Origin of the sequence: uncultured Nocardioides sp. (genome assembly GCF_947488025.1) — a bacterium.
Classification (GTDB): Bacteria; Actinomycetota; Actinomycetes; order Propionibacteriales; family Nocardioidaceae; genus Nocardioides.
In genome coordinates this window covers 107,716-126,670 of record NZ_CANKYS010000009.1, presented here as the reverse complement: position 1 = coordinate 126,670, position 18,955 = coordinate 107,716, and the positions used below count along the sequence as shown (strand labels likewise).

The following is an 18,955-nucleotide window of genomic DNA, read 5'->3' as shown; positions in this document are numbered from 1 at the left end:
CCTATCCGCCCAGCAGCTCCAGCATGTAGGCCGGCCGGTCGGTGATGACCGCGGTGACGCCGAGGTCGAGGCACAGGTCGAGGTCCTCGGCGGTGTTCACCGTCCACACGTGGATCTCGCGACCCTCCTTGCGCAGGTGCCGACCGAGCCCGGGGTGGTCGCGCAGCTCCTTGATCCCGGGGCCGACGATCCAGTCGTCGCCGACCACGGGCCGCAGCACCGGCCAGTGGTGCGCCTTCTCGACCAGGATCACGACGTCGAGCCCGGGCGCGAGACGGCGTACGCGGTTGACGGCGCTGAGCGAGAAGCTCATCACGCGGGCGGGCGACCCGGCGCGGTCCCACCCGAAGTCGCCCAGCAGCTCGACCAGGCGCCGCTCGACCAACCCGCCGAAGCGGGTGGGGTGCTTGGTCTCCACGGCGAGCTCGACGTGGCGGTCGTAGTCGGCGACGGTCTGGAGCAGCTTGCGGAGGGTGAGCACCTTGCCGGCGTCCGGGTCGCGGGCCGGCGCCTCGTCGTCGAGGTCGGACCACGGGTTCTTCCACGAGGCGAAGTCGAGCTCGTCGAGCTCGGCGAGGTTCATCGTCGACACGATCCCGGGCGTGGACGTCGTACGCCGCAGGTCGCGGTCGTGCACGCACACGAGGTGCCCGTCGGCCGTCAGCCGGACGTCGCACTCCAGCGCGTCGGCGCCCTCGTCGAGGGCCTTCACGTAGGCGGCGAGCGTGTGCTCGGCGGTCTCGTGGCTGCTGCCACGGTGGGCCACGACCTGGGGCCGGTCACCCGACGTCCGGTCAGGGGGCGTCCGGTCGCGGCGCGTGCGCGGCGTACGTCGCATGGCCTGAGCATGGCACGCAGACCGCGCGCGACACGTCACCCCTGCAGGCGTCAGTGGACGTGGTCGCGCCAGTCGTCAGGCACCCGGTCGGCCGGGCCGGGGACGGTCTGGTCGTCGGGCCGGCTCTGCGGGTCGGCCAGCCGGGGCCCCTCCACCCCGACGGAGCGGCTGTAGTCCCAGAACCAGTCCTCGCCGGGCTCGAAGCTCTGCACCACCGGGTGGCCGGTCGCCTCGTGGTGGGCGGTCGCGTGCTGGGCGGGGCTGGAGTCGCAGCAGCCGACGTGCCCGCACTGGGCGCACCGGCGCAGGTGGACCCACCAGCCGCCGTCCTGCTCGCACTCCACGCACCCGGTGCCCGACGGGGTCGCTGCGGGATCGATGCCTGCCGTCATGCCCCCCAGCCTGCACCGTCACCGCCCGCGGCGGAAGGCCCCGGCTCCCTCTCCGGAGAGGAAGCCGGGCAGCCAGTGAGCCTCCCAGGCCGGGATCTCCTGCCGCTCGACCGCCGTGCGGGGCGGTGCCTGCGAGGCCGTGCGGTAGCGGCCGTCCCCACGCTCGAGGTAGTGGTAGTTCACCAGCTCGCGGCGCAGGTAGGCGAAGTCCTCGTGCACCCCGAGGAGCACCTCGTTGACCTCGGGCTCGGAGTAGTCGCGGCCCGGCTCGAAGCGGCTGAGCACCTCGAGCAGCACCCCCGCGCGTACCTTGCGCTTCGCCGGCACCCGCTCGATGCGGCCGCCGGTGAAGAGCCGGCCGACGAGACGCTGCTGCTCGGCACGGGCGGCGTCGTACGCCTCCCGCTCGAGCGCGGCCCGCGCAGCGGTGTAGCCCTCGCCGGTCGCGGCCATCCGGGCGCGGACGACCTGCTTGAAGTCACTGTTCCTGGTCACGGTCGATCACCTTCGGCTGCGCTGCGCCCCCAGTACGCCGCTGCAGCGGGCGTCGACGAACCTGACTCACGGATGCGTCCGAGGATCTGCTCCCCTTCGCCGTGTGCGCGGACTGGGGCCGGCGCGTCGGGCTGGGCGGCGGACGTCGCCCTCGGCGGTGAGTCTCCCAGGGACCCACCGTCGACGGCAAAGCACTTTCCGGCGGCGTCAGCGGGTCTCGACGACCTCCGGCTCGTCGACCGGGGTGCCGGCCGCCTGCCGCTTGTCGGCCCGCTTGTTGGCCCACAGGCTGGTGGCGATGGTGACGCCCAGGATGCCGAGGATCACGAAGAGCGACATCAGCGTCGGCACGTCGGGGACCGACGGCCAGACCAGGTGGGCCCAGTGCAGCACGAGCTTGAAGCCGATGAAGCCCAGGATCGCGGCGAGGCCGTAGCTGAGGTGCCGCAGCGCGCCGAGCGCACCCTCGAGCACGAAGTAGAGCGCACGCAGGCCGAGGAGGGCGAAGGCGTTGGTGACGAAGACCAGGTAGGGGTCGCCGGTGATGCCGTAGACCGCGGGCACCGAGTCGACGGCGAAGACGACGTCGGTCGCGAGCACCGCGACGGTGACGAGGGCGAACGGCGTCAGGGCACGGCGGCCCTTCTGCAGGACGGTGAAGCGGGTGCCCTCGTAGTCGTCGGAGACCGGCATGAAGCGGCGCATCACCTTGACCACGCGCATCTCGGCGACGTCGACCTCGTGCTCCTGGCCGCGGATCGCGTCGCGCAGCAGCTTGACGCCGGTGAGCAGCAGGATCGCGCCGAAGATCAGGAAGACCCAGTCGAAGCGGGACAGCGCGGCCGCGCCGAGGGCGATGAAGATGCCGCGCAGCACGAGCGCGCCGATGATGCCGTAGAGCAGCACCCGCTGCTTGAGCACCTCCGGCACCGCGAACGCGGCGAGCAGCAGCATGAAGACGAACAGGTTGTCGACGCTCAACGTCTTCTCGACGAGGTAGCCGGTGTAGTACTCCAGTCCACGGTCGCCGCCGTGGACGTTCCAGACGTAGAGGCCGAAGGCCAGCGGCAGCGCGACGTAGAACGCCGACCAGCCGATGGCCTCCTTCATCTTCACCTCGTGCGGGCGCCGGGTGGCGATGAAGTCGACGACGAGCAGGGCGAGCACCACTCCGATGGTGATGAACCACAGGGTGGGGGACGCGATGGACGACATGGGTCTCCTCAGGATGGGTGTCCTGAGGTCTCCCCCGCCGCCCGCTGTGCTGGGACGGCCGCTCGCCGGGGCGCCTGCTGAGGCGCCGTAGTGACCGACGAGCGTTGGTGGGGTACTCCCCTCGCCGCGTAGTTTAGTTGAACGGGCAAGCGGACCTCCCATCCACTGGCGCCCCGTATCGTCCCCGGCATGGAGACAGTCGAGTACGACGTCGTGGTCATCGGGGCCGGCCCCGCCGGGGAGAACGCCGCGCAGTACGCCGTGGAGGGCACCGGCATGACGGCCGTCCTCGTCGAGCGCGAGCTGCTCGGCGGCGAGTGCAGCTACTGGGCGTGCATGCCGAGCAAGGCGCTGCTGCGCCCGGTGGCGGTGGCTGCCGTGACGGCCGACCTGCCGGGAGTCTCGACGGCGCACGTCGCCGCCAAGGCGCTGCTCGAGCGCCGCGACACGTGGGTCTCCCACTACGACGACTCCGGCCAGGCGGACTGGGCGAAGGGCGCCGGCCTCGACGTCGTACGCGGTGACGCGCGGCTCGTCGGCGAGCGGGACGTGCGCGTCTCGTCGACCGATGGCGACGACGTGCTCCTCCGGGCGCGACGGGCCGTGGTGATCGCCACGGGCAGCGCGGCGCACGTCCCCGAGGAGTACGCCGACGCGCTGCCGTGGGACTCCCGCGACGCCACCGGCGTGGTGGAGGTGCCTGACCGGCTGGTCGTCGTCGGCGGCGGCGTCGTCGCGTGCGAGGCGGCGACCTGGATGGCCGCGCTCGGCTCGTCGGTGACGCTCGTCGTCCGCGGCCCGCGACTGCTGAGCCGGACCGAGCCCTTCGCCGGCGAGGCCGTGCTGGCCGGCCTGCGCGAGCGCGGCGTGAGCGTCCGGCTCGGCACCTCCGTGGAGGACGTACGCCGCTCGGCCCCCGAGGCCACCGGCACCGGACGCATCCACGGCGGCCCCGTCACGCTGACCACCACCCGCGGCGAGCTCGAGGCCGACGAGGTGCTGCTCGCGATCGGCCGGAGCCCGCGGCTCGACGACCTGGGCCTGTCGTCGGTGGGCCTGACGGCGGACGACGTCACCGGGGGCCGGCTGCCCGAGTGGCTGCACGTCGTCGGCGACGCCTCGGGCGGACCGCCCCTCACCCACTGGGGCAAGCACCAGGCGCGCGTCGTCGGTGCCCGGATCGCGGCCGCCGCGGCGGGCGAGGTGGCCTGGGAGCCCGACCGCGAGGCTCCGGTCCCGCAGGTCGTCTTCACCGAGCCCGAGGTCGCGAGCGTCGGGCTCACCGAGGCCCAGGCGCGCGACTCCGGTCACGAGGTGGTGGTGACCCGGGTGCCGACCTCCTCGGCGTCCGGCACGGCGCTCCTGCGCGACCACGTCGCCGGCGACGCCCAGCTCGTCGTCGACGCCCACACCCGCCTGCTGCTCGGCGCGACCTTCGTCGGCCCCGAGTCGGGGGAGATGATCCACGCGGCGACGGTCGCCATCACCGGCGGCGTCCCGGTGCACGTGCTGCGCCACGCCGTGCCGTCGTACCCCACCGCCTCGGAGCTCTGGCTCCGGCTCCTCGAGGAGCTGCCGCCCTCCTTCCGCACGCCGCCGCCGTCCGCCTGACCGCCCACCGTTGGTCGAGGAAGGCGCCTTGGCGCCTGTCACGAGACCCGGACCGACCGGCGACCAAGGCTGAGGGGTCTCGTGACGGTCGCTGCGCGACCTCCTCGACCAACAGGCTGGGCTCAGCCGCGCTCGCGGAGGTAGCGCCCGAAGTGCGGGACGGTGAAGGCGATGCGGCCGCGCTCGCCGGAGTAGACGAGGCCCTTCTTGAGCAGCGAGTCGCGCGCCGGGGAGAGCGACTGCGGCTTCTTGCCGAGCGCGGCGGCGACGTCGGCGCTCGGGACCGAGTCGGGCTCGTCGAGGGCGACGGCGACGTCGGCCATCGCCATCAGGTAGTCGCGCTCCCCCGGGGTGGCGCGCTCGTAGCGCGAGCCGAAGAAGCCGACCGCGAGCTCCGACTCGGCCTCGGGCGCGGCGACGGCGACGTCGGCGGCCGTGATCGGTGAGCGCGGCGCGAGGTCCCACACGGCCTTGCCGTAGGCCTGGATGAAGTAGGGGTAGCCGCCGGTCGCGTCGTACATCGCCGCGAGCGCGTCGGGGTCGTACGCCGCGTCCTCGTCGGCGGCGGGCGCCTCGAGCGCGCGGTCGGCGGCCTCGCGGGAGAGCCGGTCGATGCGCTGGTAGCGGAAGAGCCGCTCGCTGTAGGACTTGCTCGCGCTCAGCACGGCTGGCAGGTGCGGCAGGCCGGCGCCGACGACGATCACCGGCAGGCCGGACTGGCTGAGCTCGTGGCAGGCGGCACACAGTGCCGACACGTCGTCGGGACCGAGGTCCTGCATCTCGTCGATGAAGATGCCGATGCCCTTGCCGACGTCGGCCGCCAGCCCGCCGAGGTCGGTGAAGAGCTCGACCAGGTCGATCTCGATGTCGCCGGAGTCGGCCCGGCCGCGTACGGCGGCGGCGTCGATGCCCGGGCTCCACTGGTCCTTCAGCCTGGCCCCTGCGCCCGCGTCGCGGTGCGCGAAGGACTTGATCACGCCGAGGACGTGGTCGACCGACTCCTCGTCGCGGTGACCCAGCTCGCGGACGGCCTGGTGCAGCGCGCTGCTCAGGGGCCGGCGCAGCCCCTGGCCGGGACGGGCCTCGAGCTTGCCGGTGCCCCAGCCCTTGCGCACGGCCGCACCGCGCAGGGCGTTGAGGAGGACGGTCTTGCCGACCCCGCGCAGTCCGGTGAGCACGAGGCTGCGCTCGGGGCGGCCGTTGGCCACCCGCTCCAGGACGACACCGAACGCGGCGAGCTGCTCGTCACGACCGGCGAGCTCGGGCGGGCGCTGACCTGCGCCGGGGGCGTAGGGGTTCCGGATCGGGTCCACGATCAGACCCTATTCGGCAATCTAGTCCGATCCCTAGATCGCCGGATAGTCGGCGAGTCAGCCGGCCTCGCTGGGCCGGTCGAGCCGCCCGACACGCTCGCGGGCGGCGTCGTACGCCTCGTCGAGCCCCCGGCGCAGCATCGCGATCAGGTCGGGCACCTCGTCGGCCGCGAGCCGGAAGGTGCCGGCACAGACGTTGTCGCGCCACAGCGACAGCACCACGAGCTGCCGGTCGTGGTGCCACGTCACGCGCAGCGAGCGGTCCTCACCGCGGGGGTCGAGGAAGACCGTCCGGGTGCGAGGCGTGCGCTGCTGGGCCATGTTCCATTGTGACCCGTCCCACAAGCGGTTGCCTAGACTGGCGTCCGTGCCCGAGCTGCCCGAGGTCGAAGCCCTCGCCCAGGACCTGCGCCGTCGCCTGGTCGGCCGGGCGATCAGCCGCATCGACCTCGCCGCCTTCAGCGCGCTCAAGACCTTCGACCCGCCGCTCCACGCGCTGCACGGCACGCTCGTCGACGACGTCACCCGGCACGGGAAGTTCCTCGACATCGACGCGAGTGGGGTGCACCTCGTCATCCACCTCGCGCGCGCCGGCTGGATCCGGTGGCGCGACGAGGTGCCCGCCCTTCCGGCCAGGCCCAACTCCAAGAACCCGCTCGCCGCCCGCATCGTCATCGACGACCCCGAGCTCGAGACCCAGCCCGGCCTCGACGTCACCGAGGCCGGGACCCGCAAGGGTCTCGCGATCTACGTCGTCCGCGACCCGCAGGAGGTCGAGGGCATCGCCCGACTCGGGCCCGACCCGCTCTCCGACGACTTCACCATCGAGGTGCTGCAGCAGATCCTCGAGGCCGAGGGCCGCAAGCAGGTCAAGGGCGTCCTGCGCATGCAGTCCATCGTCGCCGGCATCGGCAACGCCTACTCCGACGAGATCCTCCACGCCGCGCGGATGTCCCCGTTCAAGCCGGCCAACAGCCTCGACGAGGCCGAGCTGCAGACGTTGTACGACGCCGTGCGCACGACCCTGGGCGACGCGGTCCAGCGCTCGAGCGGGCTCGCGGCAGCCGAGCTCAAGGGCGAGAAGAAGAGCAACCTCGCCGTCCACGGCCGCACCGGGCAGGCCTGTCCGGTCTGCGGGGACGTGGTGCGCGAGGTGTCGTTCGCCGACTCGAGCCTGCAGTACTGCGCGACCTGCCAGACGGGCGGGAAGCCACTCGCCGACCGGCGCCTGTCCAAGCTGCTCAAGTAGCAGCAGAGGCGTCGGCCGGGCTCACCCCCGTGACAGCCCGGCCGACGCCTCGCTCGTCAAGGATACCCTGACGTCGACCGAATGCTCTCACGCAGTGGCGTGCTTGTCGCCCGACCGGCGCGAGAATCTTTCCCAGGCGGCCTGCCGGGACACCCCGAGGGCCCGCCCGATCTCCGCCCAGGAGATGTTGCGGCTGCGGAGCAGGTCGACCCACTCGTGGGCGAACGCGGTGTTCTGCTCGGCGGAGGCGAGGATCTGCGGCAGCGTCGCCAGCAGCTCGGCGTCGTCCATCCGCTCCCACGGGAAGGGACCGCTCACCGCCGCGATGGCCTTCTCGTCGTGGATGATCGCGTGGAAGTCGTCCACGCACGACGCGCACACCTGGGCGCCGAGACCGCCGATCAGGCGCAGGTCGGTGCCGGGGCCTCCGGGCTCGCCACAGAAGGAGCAGATCCTGCCCTCGCGCGTGATCGCCATGGCACGTCCTCCCTCTGCGTCACCGGTGGCAATCGTACGTCGAGTGCCGGCACCACGCCGTACGGGCGCGGCGGCGCTCACTCGGTCGTCTCGGGGATCTCGGGCAGCTCGGGCATCTCGATGTCGTCCATCGGGTTGCCGCACGTCTCGGTCAGGTAGTCGCCGAAGGCGTCGGCCTGCTCCTCGACCTCCTGCGAGGCGTCGGCGCCGCCCTTCTCGAGGTCCTCGAGGTTCTCCATCGAGAAGTCGGCGGCGTCGATCTCCTTGGCCTGGTCGACGACCGCCTCGAAGCCCTTCCGTGCGTCGTCGGGGATGTCCTCGGGGGTCCCGACCTCCTCCATCCGCGAGGCCCAGTCCTTGACCGCCTGGGCCATGTCCTCGTCGCTGGGCAGCTCCGGGGTGGTCGTGTCCTCGGGCGCCAGGTCGGACATCAGGCTGTTGGCCGCCTCGCAGAAGCCGTCCGTGCTCGCGTCGCTGGGGGCGCCGCTCCCCCCTCCCCCGCAGGCGGAGGTGACGGTGCCGACCAGCAGCACGGCGCTGGTCAGGGTCAGGCGGGCTCGGACGCTCATGGACTCCCCCTCGGGTGGGACGCGTCCCACGCCGGGTCGCGTCACGATCGGCCCACCCTCCCGTGGCCGGTCACTCGTCGTCCACTCGGAACGGTCTGGGCAGCGGGACGTCGAGGCTCCGCCTGAGCGAGTCGAGGTAGTCCGCGCGCGGACGTCGTACGACGCCCAGGGACGCGAGGTGCGGGGTCTGCCACTGCACGTCGAGCACGCGACGCTCGGCGTGGTCGTCGCGCAGCAGGTCGACGAGCGCCAGCAGCGCGACCTTGGACGCGTCCCGCTCGCGGTGGAACATCGACTCGCCGGCGAACAGCCCGCCGATGCTGACGCCGTAGAGCCCGCCCACCAGCCGGTCGTCGCGCCAGGCCTCCACCGAGTGGGCCCAGCCCAGCCGGTGGAGGCGGCCGTAGGCGTGCCGGAACTCCGGCGTGATCCAGCCGTCGGCGCGGTCCGGGCTCCCGCACGCGTCCACCACGTCGTCGAAGGCGGTGTCGATGCGGATCTCGAGGTCGCGCGCCGAACGCCGCAGGGACCTCGACACCCGCAGCCCCTCGAGCGGCAGCACGCCCCGCTCCACGGGCGAGAACCAGCCGAGGTGCTCCTCGCCGTCCAGGGTCACCGGCATCGGGAACAGCCCCAGCCCGTAGGCGGTGACGAGCGTGCCCGGCTCGAGGTCGGCGCCCAGCGCGACCAGGTCGTCGTCGGGGTCCCACGTCGAGCTCGGCGGGAAGGCCCACGGCGTCGGAGCGGGGGCGATGGGCACGCTTCGCACGCTAGCGAACGGGCAAACCCTCCCGGGACCGGACACGTGTCCGAGATCTTGCCCCCGCGCCCCCGGATCCGGGGCGACATCGCGGACACGTGTCCGCACGTGCGGCGGTCGTGGCCCCCGAGACGCCTGATCCGGGGCCACACCCGCAGCACGTGCGGCAGCTCGGCGACCTCCCGCCACGCCCCGTGCTGGGCCGCCGACCGTACGATCGGGCCATGGGCCTGAAGCAGACCGTCGGGCGGCAGCTCGCCCCCCGGATCACCGACCTCGCACCGGGGGTGACCGGCGGCTTCGTGCGCGAGGCCCTCAACCGGGCGATCGACGGCATCGGACCGCTCGCGCCGGCGGCCGACGCGGCCGACAAGCAGCTGAGCGAGCAGCGCGGCGACGTCGAGCGGGCGATCCACGAGGTCATCGAGAACAACGTACGCATCGCCGGCGCCCAGGGCTTCGCCACCAACGTCGGCGGACTGGTCACGATGGCGGTCGCGATCCCCGCCAACGTGACCGGGCTGGCGATCATCCAGTGCCGGATGGTCGCGGGCATCGCCCACCTGCGCGGTCACGACCTGACCGACCCGCGCGTGCGCAACGCCGTCCTGGCCACCATGCTCGGCGAGGACCAGGTCGGCGAGCTGGTGAAGAAGCGCAAGCTGCCCAGCACGCCGATGGCGATCGCCACCGCACCGGTCCACGACCCCACCATCGACGGCACCATCTCGGCGACCGTCGCGAGCGACATCGTCGCGCGCGTGGCCGGCAAGCGGCTGGCGACCACCGTGGCCCGGCGGGTGCCGATCGTCGGCGGCGTGGTCGGCATGGGCGCCGACGGCTTCATGACCTGGCGCATCGGCCGCTACGCCGATCGGGAGCTGCTGCCGCGGAGGCGCTGACGCGTCGTCGTACGCCGGCTGAACGGCCGTCCGGCCCCGGAACCGCCCACTGGTAGTGGTAGTCCGACACCTGGAGGGGGTTGCAACGGCCTCGAAGTGGCGGAGTCCCCGCTCGAGCGGGGAGTCCCCGACGAGGGCGGGCGCCGCCCCGGAGTCGTCTGTTCAGCCCTTGCGGCCGCGCAGGCGCCGGTAGGCGTCGAGCGAGCCCCGGCCGGCGGGGCTGCCCTCCAGGGTTGTCACCACCTTGCGCCGGGCCCGGTAGGCCGTGGTCGCCCGGGTGCGTTCGAGCTCCTCGTGCGCCTCGCGCAGCTCGCGGTGCAGCCGTTCCTCGACCGCCCGCAGGCGTGCGCCCTCCACGAGCAGGGCGCTGATCGCGTCGAGGGCGGGGGGCAGCAGCTCTTCGGCCGTCGCGGTGTCGGGATCGGCGAAGGTGCCGGCGTCGGGACCCAGCAGGTCGTCGAGCGAACCGACGACGTCGTAGCCGCGCTCGTCGAGCACCTCGATCCAGCGCTGCGAGAGCTCGCGCGCCCACGCGTGGTCGGCCGGCGCGAGGCCGAGCCGGGCCGAGGCCACGCTCCGCGACAGCGTCTGGTGGGCGAGCGTCTCGCGGACCAGGGGGCGGTAGTCGGGCGGCGCGATGATCGAGGTGACGCGCTCGTTGATGGTGCGCAGCAGGGAGGTCTCGGGGACGCCGAGGGACGGGTTCTCCCGCTCGGCGGTGAGGTCGAGCGGCAGCCCGTCGAGCCCGAACGTCCGGGAGAAGCGGCGCCACAGCTCGCCACGGTCCGCTCCCGGCGGGGGCAGCGTGACCAGGTGCACGTGCTCGGGCGGCAGCGAGGAGCCCCACCGCTCGAGGATGTCGGGGAGCTCCTGGACCGCCCAGAACCACGATCCGATGCGGGAGTCGCGGGCGGGGTCGCGGATGGTGCGCAGGAACTCGGCGTACGTGATGTGGCTGCGGTGCTTGACGTTCTCCTGCCACTCGGCCGGGACCTGGCGCACCAGGTCGCGCGCCGACAGCACGAGGTGGACCTCGGCGTCGCCGAGCGAGGCCAGCGCCCGCTCCACCTGCGTCGGGGTCGCCCGCGCGAAGATCTCGTGGCTGACGATCGAGGTGCCGTGCCACTCGCGCACCGCGGCGGCGAGCCGGTCCCACGCGCCGACGGCCTCGGTCTCGATGCCGCCCCACGGCAGCGTCATCAGGTCGAGCGCGGCGAGGAAGTGGGCGTCGAACCGGTCGGCGGGGTAGAGGATGTCGTGCTCGCGCAGGACCTCCTGGTTGCGGAAGAGGACGTCCTGGAGGTAGGACGTGCCGGTCTTCGGGCAGCCCACGTGCAGCAGCACCCGCCTGCTCACCGCTCCACGCTCCTCTCCCGGCCCGCGCGCCAGCCGGTGTCGACGATCATCCGGATCGCCAGGTCCAGCACCTGCCGGTCGTCGGCGCCGCCGTGCCGGGACAGGCCGGTGAGGCCCGGCGCACGGGGTGCGAGGTCGGCGAGGTCGCCGACGACAGGGTAGCCAGCGCGGGTCAGGGCGCGGGTCGTGCGCGCCGCGGACGACGCGACCCAGTCGTGCTCCGTCGGGGGTACGACGACGGGCGCGACGCCGCTGTCGGGCATCCGCTTCTGCAGCGTCCGCATCAGGGCCGGCCGCTCGCCGACCGGGACGCGGATGCCCACGACGGCCGAGATCCGGCGCGCCAGCTCGGCCTGGTCGGCGCCCGACACCCGGACCTCCGGCAGGCGGCGTACGCCCAGGTGCTCGGGCAGCTGGGCGAGGTCGGTCACCACCCGGACGTAGGGCCGGCGCCCGCCCCAGCGGTGGATCGAGTCGTCGAGGTCGGCGCGGGCCGGCAGCTGGTCGCGCTCGCGCCAGAACCGCAGCCAGTCGGCCCACGGCCGGCTGCCGTGCTCGAAGCACCGCTGCGTCCAGGTGTGGGCGAGCAGCTCGTCGAGCGGGCCGCCGACGGCCACGACGAAGGGCCGGGGGCCGCCCTCGGGACGGCCGCGTCCGAGCAGGTGCTCGCGTGCGGCGGTGGCGACGACCGGGTCGCCGACCAGCCGGAACCGGCGCCGCCAGGGCCGGGGCACGCCCCGCCGCACCGGGTCCGGCCCGAGGGCGACGAGGTCGTCGGCGAGCAGCGTGCTCGCCACCCGGAGCAGCTCGTGGGCACTGACCGTCGCGGGGTCGACCGGCTGGGCGCCGAACCCGCCCGACGCGGCGCCCACCAGCGGCAGGTCGGCCTTCCCGCGACCGGCCGCCGGTGCGGCGAGCACGCGGTCGGCGAGTCGAGTGCGCAGGTGGTCGTGGTCGCCGCGGGGCCGCGCACTCGACTCGAGGGCGAGGTTGATGCGGCGCAGGAGCTCGAGCTGCTGGGCGCCGGGGAGGGCGCGACCTCCCGAGGTCGGGTCGGAGCCGGGGTCGGTCGACGGGTCGGTCCACGCCAGCCACGGCGTCGTACCGCCGGCGCGCAGGTGGGCGACCCACCCGTGCACGGACCCTGCCGGTCGGGTGGCGCTGGCGGTCACCGGTCCCGCAGCCGGCGCGCGACGTCGCGGATCCGGCCGCCCACCGTGTCGGTGGCGGCGCGGTTGGCGGCCTCCTGCGTCATCACGGTCAGGGCGTCGAGTGCGGCACCGAGCTCGAGCTTGGCGCGCACCCGGTCGGGGTCCCTCCACTTCTCGCCCTCGGCAGGGCGGCGCGGGCGGAGGTCCTCCACGTCGCCGACCACGTCGACGCCGCTGCCCTTGATCCACTCGATCCAGGCGTCGGCCTGCTGCTCGGCGAAGTCGTAGCGGTCGGGCGGCAGCCGCACCGGGATCGCCTTGCGGGAGACCAGCACCTGCTGGGCGAGCAGCTCGCGGATGAGGGCGTCGTACGCCGGGTCGCGCCACAGGCCGAGCTCGAGGCGCCGGTTGAGCTTGCGCAGCAGCGAGGTCTCCGCGATGCCGAGCGACCGGTTGTCCCGCTCGGAGTCGAGCGGTGCCCACGCGGGGTCGATGCTGAACGCTCGGCAGAACCGCAGCCACAGCTCGTCGCCGTTGGGGCCGCGGTCGTGCGGGACGGTGACGACGTGCACCCGCTCGGGGGGCAGCCTGGCGCCCCAGCGCTCGAGCACGGTCGGCAGGTCCATCGCGTTGAAGAACCAGGTCTGGCTGCGCTCGACCTTGGTGAGGAAGCGCTTGAAGGGCCACTTGCGGCCCTGCTTGATCGACTCCTGCCAGGCGGCGGGCAGCTGCCGGCCGAGGTCACGCGCGGAGTAGACGAGGTGCACCTCGTGGCCGGCGAGGTCGTTCATCGCCTTGGCCACCTTGTCGGGCTTGGCGCCGGCGAGGATCTCGTGGCTGATCACGACGTTGCCGTCGGCGCGCTGCACGCGCCGCATCATCGCGTCCCACGCGCCCTCGGCGTGCCCGGGTGCGCCGCCCCAGTCCTGGTCGAGCAGGTCGAGCGCCGCCCGGAAGTGGAACATGTCGGACCGCCCGCCGCGCGGGCCCGGGATGGTCACGCCGTGACGCGCCAGGGAGGCGGTGTTGAGCAGCAGCCGGTCCTGCAGGTAGGTCGTGCCGGTCTTGGGGGCGCCGATGTGGAGGTGGACGACGCGGCTCATGGCGCTGATTGTGCCAGTCCCCCACCGAGGGCGCGTACGACGGCGCTGGGGCTGGGGCGGCCGAGCTGGGCGGCCATCCACGTGCTGGTCGCGACGGCGGCCTCGAGGTCGACCCCGTGCTCGATCCCGAGGCCGGTCAGCATCCAGACGAGGTCCTCGGTGGCGAGGTTGCCGGTGGCCGACTTGGCGTAGGGGCACCCGCCGAGGCCGCCGGCGCTCGCGTCGAAGGTGGTGATGCCGGACTGCAGGGCGGAGAAGGTGTTGGCGAGCGCCTGGCCGTAGGTGTCGTGGAAGTGCATCGCCAGCCGGTCGGTGCCGACGCCCGCCTCGACGAAGGCGGCGACGAGGGCCGTGACGTGCCCGGCGGTCGCGACGCCGATCGTGTCGCCGATGCTGAGCTGGCTCGCGCCGAGGTCGAGCAGCCGGGTGCCGGCGGTGACGACCTGCTCGATCGGCACCGCGCCCTCCCACGGGTCGCCGAAGCACATCGAGACGTAGGCCCGCACGTCCAGGCCCGCCTCGCGCGCCCGCGCCACGGTGGGCTCGAACATCGCGAACTGCTCGTCGAAGGTGCGGTTGAGGTTCTTGGTCGCGAAGGTCTCGGTCGCGCTGCCGAAGATCGCGATGTGCTCGAGCCCGAGCTCCAGCGCCCGGTCGAGGCCGCGCTCGTTGGGCACCAGCACGGGCAGGTGCCGCCCGGCCTCGCCGAGCTCGGCCATCAGCTCGGCGGCGTCCGCGAGCTGCGGCACCCACGTCGGGTGCACGAAGCTGGTGGCCTCGACGATCGGAAGTCCCGCGGCCAGGAGGCGTCGTACGAACTCGGCCTTGACCGCGACCGGGACGATCGCCTGCTCGTTCTGCAGTCCGTCGCGGGGGCCGACCTCGTAGATGGTGACCCGCTCGGGGAGGCCGTCGGCTCGGACGGTCATCGGCAGCTCAGCCATCGGCGGGCTCCACGACGAACAGCACTGCGCCGAGCTTGACGAGGTCCCCGGTCGCGGATCCGACCGTGGTGACCGTGCCGGCGAAGGGCGCCTTGAGCGCGAGCTCCATCTTCATCGCCTCCATGACTCCCAGCGTCTCACCCTCGGCCACGGCCTGGCCCTCGGCGACGTGGACCGCGAGGACGGTGCCGGGCATCGGCGCGAGCAGGGTGCCGTCGCCGACCTCGGGGCCGTGGTCGGCGAAGGGGTCGGGGACGTGGAAGACGTGGCGCTGCCCGCGGTGGGCCACCTCGACGGTGCGCCCGACCTGGGTGGCGGTGGCGTCGTGGTGCTCGCCGTCCACCTCCGCGGACACCGAGCCGATGCCGCCCCGCAGCCGCTGGCCGCCGAGCCAGCGGACGGCGTGCTCGCCCACCCGGTCCTCGGTGACCGGGACGGTCTCGTCCAGGCGGACCAGCACGGGCGCCGGGTCGGCGCCGAGCCGGAAGCCGTCGGCGTGCCACGGCGAGGTCGGCGCGTCGACGGCCTCGGCACTCGACGGGGCGAGCATCAGCGCGGCCAGCACTCGCGCCAGCTCGCGGGACGGCGGCTCGACCTCGTGGTGGTCGAGCCAGGCGGTGTCGATCGTGGCCTCGCGGAACTCCGCGGTGTCCGCGAGGGCTCGCAGGAACCCGGTGTTGGTCGTGAGGCCCATGATCGCGACCCGGTCGAGCGCCCAGATCAGGCGGGACAGCGCCTCGGAGCGGTCGGCTCCCCAGGCGATGACCTTGCCCAGCATCGGGTCGAAGGAGGTGGAGACCTCCTGGCCGGGCTCCAGCGCGTGGTCGATCCGGACGTTCCTCCCGCCGGCGTCGTGGAGGGACGGGCCGAAGCGGGGGGCGCCGGAGCCGAAGGCCGCGCCCCACGACACGTGGCCGGCCCGACCGGCCTGCGGCAGGAAGCCGTTGAAGGAGTCCTCGGCGTAGACGCGGGCCTCGATCGCGTGGCCCTCGAGGGTGACGTCGTCCTGGGCGAGACCGAGCGGCTCGCCGGTCGCGACGCGCAGCTGCAGCTCGACGAGGTCGACCCGCTCGCGCCCCTGGTCGGTCCGCACCCGGACGACCTCCTCGGTGACCGGGTGCTCGACCTGGAGGCGGGTGTTCATCTCGAGGAAGTAGAACTCGCCGGTGGCGTTGTCGAGCAGGAACTCGACCGTGCCGGCGCCGGTGTAGCCGCACTGCTGCGCCAGCGCGACGGCCGCGCTGGTGATCGCGGAGCGCTGCTCGGGGCTGATCGTGGGCGCGGGGGCCTCCTCCAGCACCTTCTGGTGCCGGCGCTGGGTGGAGCAGTCGCGCTCGAAGAAATGCAGCACCGTGCCGTGGGTGTCGCCCATGACCTGCACCTCGATGTGGCGGCCGGACTCGACGTACTTCTCGATGAGGATCGTGTCGTCGCCGAAGGACGAGCGGGCCTCGCGCTGCGCGGCCGCGAAGGCCTCGTCGTACTCGCTCGCGCTGCGCACCACCCGCATGCCCTTGCCGCCGCCGCCGGCCGCGGCCTTCACCAGCACGGGGTAGGCGAACGACGCCGGGTCGGTGGCGTCGGGACCGGCGAGGTCGTACGACGGCACGACGGGCACCCCGGCGGCCACGGCGACGTCACGGGCGGCGTCCTTGCGGCCCATCGCGTCCATGACGTCGGCGCTCGGGCCGACCAGGGTGATGCCCGCCTCGGCCAGCGCCCGCGCGAAAGGCGCCCGCTCGGACAGGAAGCCGTAGCCCGGGTGCACGAACCCGGCGCCGGACTCCCGCGCGGCCGCGACGACCGCGTCGATGTCGAGGTAGGACTCCACCCGCACCGCCCGGTCGGCCTCGCCGACATGAGGCGCACCGACGTCGAGGTCGGTGTGGATAGCGACGGTGCTCCACCCGAGCCGGCGGGCGGTCCGGATGACGCGGCGGGCGATCTCGCCGCGGTTGGCGATCAGGAGGGTGTTCATCGGAGGTCCTTCACATCCTGAAGATGCCGTAGCGGGGCTCGGGGATCGGCGCGTACGCCGTGGCGGCCAGCCCCATCCCCAGCACGCGGCGGGTGTCGGCGGGGTCGATGATGCCGTCGTCCCACAGGCGGGCGCTGGCGTAGTAGGGCGATCCCTGGGTCTCGTACTGCTCGCGGATCGGCGCCTTGAAGGCCTCTTCGTCCTCCGCGGACCACTCGTCGCCGCGAGCCTCGAGCCCGTCGCGGCGGACGGTGGCGAGCACCCCGGCGGCCTGCTCGCCACCCATGACGGAGATGCGGGCGTTGGGCCACATCCACAGGAAGCGCGGGTCGTAGGCGCGCCCGCACATGCCGTAGTTGCCGGCACCGAAGGAGCCGCCGATGACGACGGTGAACTTGGGGACCACCGAGCAGGCGACCGCGGTGACGAGCTTCGCGCCGTCGCGGGCGATGCCGTTGTTCTCGTACTCGCGCCCGACCATGAAGCCGGTGATGTTCTGCAGGAAGACCAGCGGGATCTTCCGCTGGTTGCACAGCTCGATGAAGTGGGCGCCCTTGAGCGCCGACTCGCTGAAGAGGATCCCGTTGTTGGCGACGATGCCGACCTCGTGGCCCCAGATCCGGGCGAAGCCGCAGACCAGGGTGTCGCCGTAGAGCTTCTTGAACTCGTGGAACCTGCTGCCGTCGACGACGCGGCGGATCACCTCGCGGACGTCGTACGGCGTCCGGGTGTCGGTCGGCACGACGTCGTAGAGCGACTCCGCGGGCTCGTGCGGCTCCTCGACCTCCGCGGCCGCCTCCCGCGCGGGTCGGGCCGGGGGCAGCGTGGCGACGACGCTGCGGACGATGTCGAGGGCGTGGGCGTCGTCGTTGGCGAGGTGGTCGACCACGCCGGAGGTGCGGGCGTGCACGTCACCGCCGCCGAGGTCCTCGGCCGTGACGACCTCACCGGTCGCGGCCTTCACCAGCGGCGGGCCGCCGAGGAAGATCGTGCCCTGGTTGCGCACGATCACCGTCTCGTCCGACATCGCGGGGACGTAGGCCCCGCCCGCGGTGCACGAGCCCATCACGCTCGCGATCTGCGGGATCCCGGCGGCGGAGAGGTTGGCCTGGTTGAAGAAGATCCGCCCGAAGTGCTCGCGATCCGGGAACACCTCGTCCTGCATCGGCAGGAACGCGCCGCCCGAGTCCACCAGGTAGATGCACGGCAGCCGGTTCTCCGCGGCGATGGTCTGCGCCCGCAGGTGCTTCTTGACCGTCATCGGGTAGTAGGTGCCGCCCTTGACCGTCGCGTCGTTGGCCACGATGACGCACTCACGACCAGACACCCGGCCGATGCCCGCCACCACGCCGGCGGAGGGCACGGCGTAGTCGTCGCCCCGGCCTCCCCCGGTCCCACTGTCGTACATCCCGTAGGCGGCCAGCGGGGCGAGCTCGAGGAAGGGACTGCCCGGGTCGAGCAGCCGGTCGACGCGGTCGCGCGCCAGCAGCTTGCCGCGGTCGGTGTGCTTCCTGCGCGCGCTCTCCGACCCGCCCTGGCGCACCCGCGCCAACCGGGCACGCAGGTCGTCGACGAGCTCACGCATGGTGGGGGCCGCCCCTGCTGTCGGGGTCTCTGACTCGGACACGCCCTCAGGTTAGCGATCGTTAACCTGGCGTGTCCATCGCCGCACCCGCAGCCCGGCGACGGACGGGCGGGAGGGTCGCTCCGTCCTCCCGGCAGGGGAGGACGGCTGCGCATCGCGCAGGTCACCTACACCATCCGTGCGGGAATCCGCGGTCAAGACACACCGCACCGAGGGAATCTTTGCCCAAAACTGGGGTAGACACTGCTCCTACCTAGGGGTGTAGCGCCTACGATCTACGATGCAAGTCGGGTGCATCAATGGGGGTCAGTGGGCCGCTGCGGGGTTGCGGCCCACTGGAGCAACCGGGTGAATGGGGAGGAACGAGTGATTCCGCTGTCCGACGCGGAGGCGCCGCACCGCCTCATCCCGCTCCCCGCGCCACGGGCACCGTGGGCGGGGTTAGCAGGCACTAACCTCGGCGACGTGACTCCCCGCCGCCGGCAGATCCTCGACATCGCGGCCGACCTCTTCGCCTCCCGCGGGTTCCACGGCGTCTCCGTGGCCGAGCTCGGCGCCGCCTGCGGCATCTCCGGCCCGGCGCTCTACAAGCACTTCGAGTCCAAGGACGCGATGCTCGCCGAGATGCTGGTGACCATCAGCGAGACGCTGCTCGCCGAGGGACGCGCCCGGGTCGCGGCCGCCGACGGCCCGCGCGAGGCGCTCGAGGCGCTCGTCGAGTGGCACATCGAGTTCGCCCTCGAGCACCGGGCGCTGATCGTCGTGCAGGACCGCGACTGGAGCAGCCTGCCCGACGAGGCACGGGAGCGGGTCCGCTCGCTCCAGCGTGCGTACGTCGACGAGTGGGCCGCGCAGGTGCGCCGGCACGACCCCACGCTGAGCCCGGAGGCCTCCCGCACCCGCGCCCACGTCCTCTTCGGCCTGCTCAACTCCACGCCCCACAGCGGCCGGCTGCCGGACCCGCAGATGCACGACGTGCTGCGCGACATGGCCCACGGCGCCCTCGGGCTCTCCTGA

Annotated in this window: 19 protein-coding genes; 4 read left to right on the top strand and 15 right to left on the bottom strand. The window is 73.2% G+C overall.

The window, feature by feature from the left end; translation table 11 throughout:
* Position 1 precedes the first annotated feature (1 nt).
* The 4 genes from Q1B24_RS15405 to Q1B24_RS15390 form a co-directional block, all read right to left on the bottom strand.
* Positions 2–838, bottom strand: coding sequence for a glycerophosphodiester phosphodiesterase family protein (locus Q1B24_RS15405; RefSeq protein WP_299930529.1), 837 nt, complete (start codon positions 836–838; stop codon positions 2–4).
* Positions 839–888: 50 nt separating this feature from the next.
* Positions 889–1,230, bottom strand: coding sequence for a UBP-type zinc finger domain-containing protein (locus tag Q1B24_RS15400; protein WP_299930525.1), 342 nt, complete (start codon positions 1,228–1,230; stop codon positions 889–891).
* Positions 1,231–1,248: 18 nt separating this feature from the next.
* Complete coding sequence (locus tag Q1B24_RS15395) at positions 1,249–1,725, bottom strand: DUF2087 domain-containing protein (RefSeq protein WP_299930522.1); 477 nt, start codon at positions 1,723–1,725, stop codon at positions 1,249–1,251.
* A 207-nt stretch (positions 1,726–1,932) separates the two neighbouring features.
* Positions 1,933–2,940: a TerC family protein gene (locus Q1B24_RS15390; RefSeq protein ID WP_299930519.1), complete on the bottom strand. Its 1,008-nt coding sequence runs from the start codon at positions 2,938–2,940 to the stop codon at positions 1,933–1,935.
* A gap of 189 nt (positions 2,941–3,129) precedes the next feature.
* Here Q1B24_RS15390 and Q1B24_RS15385 point away from each other — a divergent pair, with 189 nt between their 5' ends.
* On the top strand, positions 3,130–4,551 hold the full coding sequence (locus Q1B24_RS15385; RefSeq protein WP_299930516.1) for an NAD(P)/FAD-dependent oxidoreductase: 1,422 nt from the start codon (positions 3,130–3,132) through the stop codon (positions 4,549–4,551).
* A 122-nt stretch (positions 4,552–4,673) separates the two neighbouring features.
* Here the strand turns inward: Q1B24_RS15385 and Q1B24_RS15380 are convergent, their stop codons facing one another.
* On the bottom strand, positions 4,674–5,864 hold the full coding sequence (locus tag Q1B24_RS15380; RefSeq protein ID WP_299930513.1) for an ATP-binding protein: 1,191 nt from the start codon (positions 5,862–5,864) through the stop codon (positions 4,674–4,676).
* A gap of 57 nt (positions 5,865–5,921) precedes the next feature.
* Positions 5,922–6,185: a hypothetical protein gene (locus Q1B24_RS15375; protein ID WP_299930509.1), complete on the bottom strand. Its 264-nt coding sequence runs from the start codon at positions 6,183–6,185 to the stop codon at positions 5,922–5,924.
* A 46-nt stretch (positions 6,186–6,231) separates the two neighbouring features.
* Between Q1B24_RS15375 and Q1B24_RS15370 the strand changes: the two genes are divergently transcribed.
* A complete protein-coding gene (locus tag Q1B24_RS15370) occupies positions 6,232–7,113 on the top strand; it encodes a DNA-formamidopyrimidine glycosylase family protein (protein ID WP_299930506.1) in 882 nt (293 codons plus the stop codon).
* Between the two features lie 87 nt (positions 7,114–7,200).
* Here the strand turns inward: Q1B24_RS15370 and Q1B24_RS15365 are convergent, their stop codons facing one another.
* The 3 genes from Q1B24_RS15365 to aat all read right to left on the bottom strand — a co-directional run bounded on the left by Q1B24_RS15365 (position 7,201) and on the right by aat (position 8,919).
* Positions 7,201–7,590 (bottom strand): ClpX C4-type zinc finger protein, encoded by a 390-nt coding sequence (locus Q1B24_RS15365; RefSeq protein ID WP_299930503.1) that lies wholly within the window; start codon positions 7,588–7,590, stop codon positions 7,201–7,203.
* 77 nt (positions 7,591–7,667) lie between these two features.
* Entirely contained in the window at positions 7,668–8,159 is a 492-nt protein-coding gene (locus tag Q1B24_RS15360; RefSeq protein ID WP_299930500.1) for a hypothetical protein, read from the bottom strand.
* 70 nt (positions 8,160–8,229) lie between these two features.
* A complete protein-coding gene (gene aat / locus Q1B24_RS15355) occupies positions 8,230–8,919 on the bottom strand; it encodes a leucyl/phenylalanyl-tRNA--protein transferase (protein ID WP_366916516.1) in 690 nt (229 codons plus the stop codon).
* Positions 8,920–9,143: 224 nt separating this feature from the next.
* On the opposite strand from aat, the gene Q1B24_RS15350 reads away from it, so the two are divergent.
* Positions 9,144–9,821 carry an EcsC family protein gene (locus Q1B24_RS15350; RefSeq protein ID WP_299930496.1) on the top strand — a complete coding sequence of 226 codons (678 nt, stop codon included), beginning with the start codon at positions 9,144–9,146 and terminating at the stop codon, positions 9,819–9,821.
* A gap of 162 nt (positions 9,822–9,983) precedes the next feature.
* Here Q1B24_RS15350 and Q1B24_RS15345 read toward each other — a convergent pair whose 3' ends face one another.
* From Q1B24_RS15345 to Q1B24_RS15320, 6 genes are read right to left on the bottom strand one after another with little or no spacing between them, the layout of a single operon-like run.
* Entirely contained in the window at positions 9,984–11,177 is a 1,194-nt protein-coding gene (locus tag Q1B24_RS15345) for a hypothetical protein (RefSeq protein WP_299930493.1), read from the bottom strand.
* A complete protein-coding gene (locus Q1B24_RS15340) occupies positions 11,174–12,316 on the bottom strand; it encodes a hypothetical protein (protein WP_299930490.1) in 1,143 nt (380 codons plus the stop codon). Before Q1B24_RS15340 ends, Q1B24_RS15345 begins: the two co-directional genes overlap by 4 nt.
* Before the next feature lie 29 nt (positions 12,317–12,345).
* A complete protein-coding gene (locus tag Q1B24_RS15335) occupies positions 12,346–13,431 on the bottom strand; it encodes a hypothetical protein (RefSeq protein ID WP_299930487.1) in 1,086 nt (361 codons plus the stop codon).
* Positions 13,428–14,375, bottom strand: a complete 948-nt coding sequence (locus Q1B24_RS15330) for a hydroxymethylglutaryl-CoA lyase (protein ID WP_299930484.1) — start codon at positions 14,373–14,375, stop codon at positions 13,428–13,430. Before Q1B24_RS15330 ends, Q1B24_RS15335 begins: the two co-directional genes overlap by 4 nt.
* On the bottom strand, positions 14,368–16,353 hold the full coding sequence (locus Q1B24_RS15325; protein WP_299930482.1) for a biotin carboxylase N-terminal domain-containing protein: 1,986 nt from the start codon (positions 16,351–16,353) through the stop codon (positions 14,368–14,370). The genes Q1B24_RS15330 and Q1B24_RS15325 overlap by 8 nt, the downstream gene beginning before the upstream one ends.
* A gap of 10 nt (positions 16,354–16,363) precedes the next feature.
* On the bottom strand, positions 16,364–17,938 hold the full coding sequence (locus Q1B24_RS15320; protein WP_299930832.1) for a carboxyl transferase domain-containing protein: 1,575 nt from the start codon (positions 17,936–17,938) through the stop codon (positions 16,364–16,366).
* Between the two features lie 465 nt (positions 17,939–18,403).
* Here Q1B24_RS15320 and Q1B24_RS15315 point away from each other — a divergent pair, with 465 nt between their 5' ends.
* Positions 18,404–18,955 (top strand): TetR/AcrR family transcriptional regulator, encoded by a 552-nt coding sequence (locus Q1B24_RS15315; protein WP_299930479.1) that lies wholly within the window; start codon positions 18,404–18,406, stop codon positions 18,953–18,955.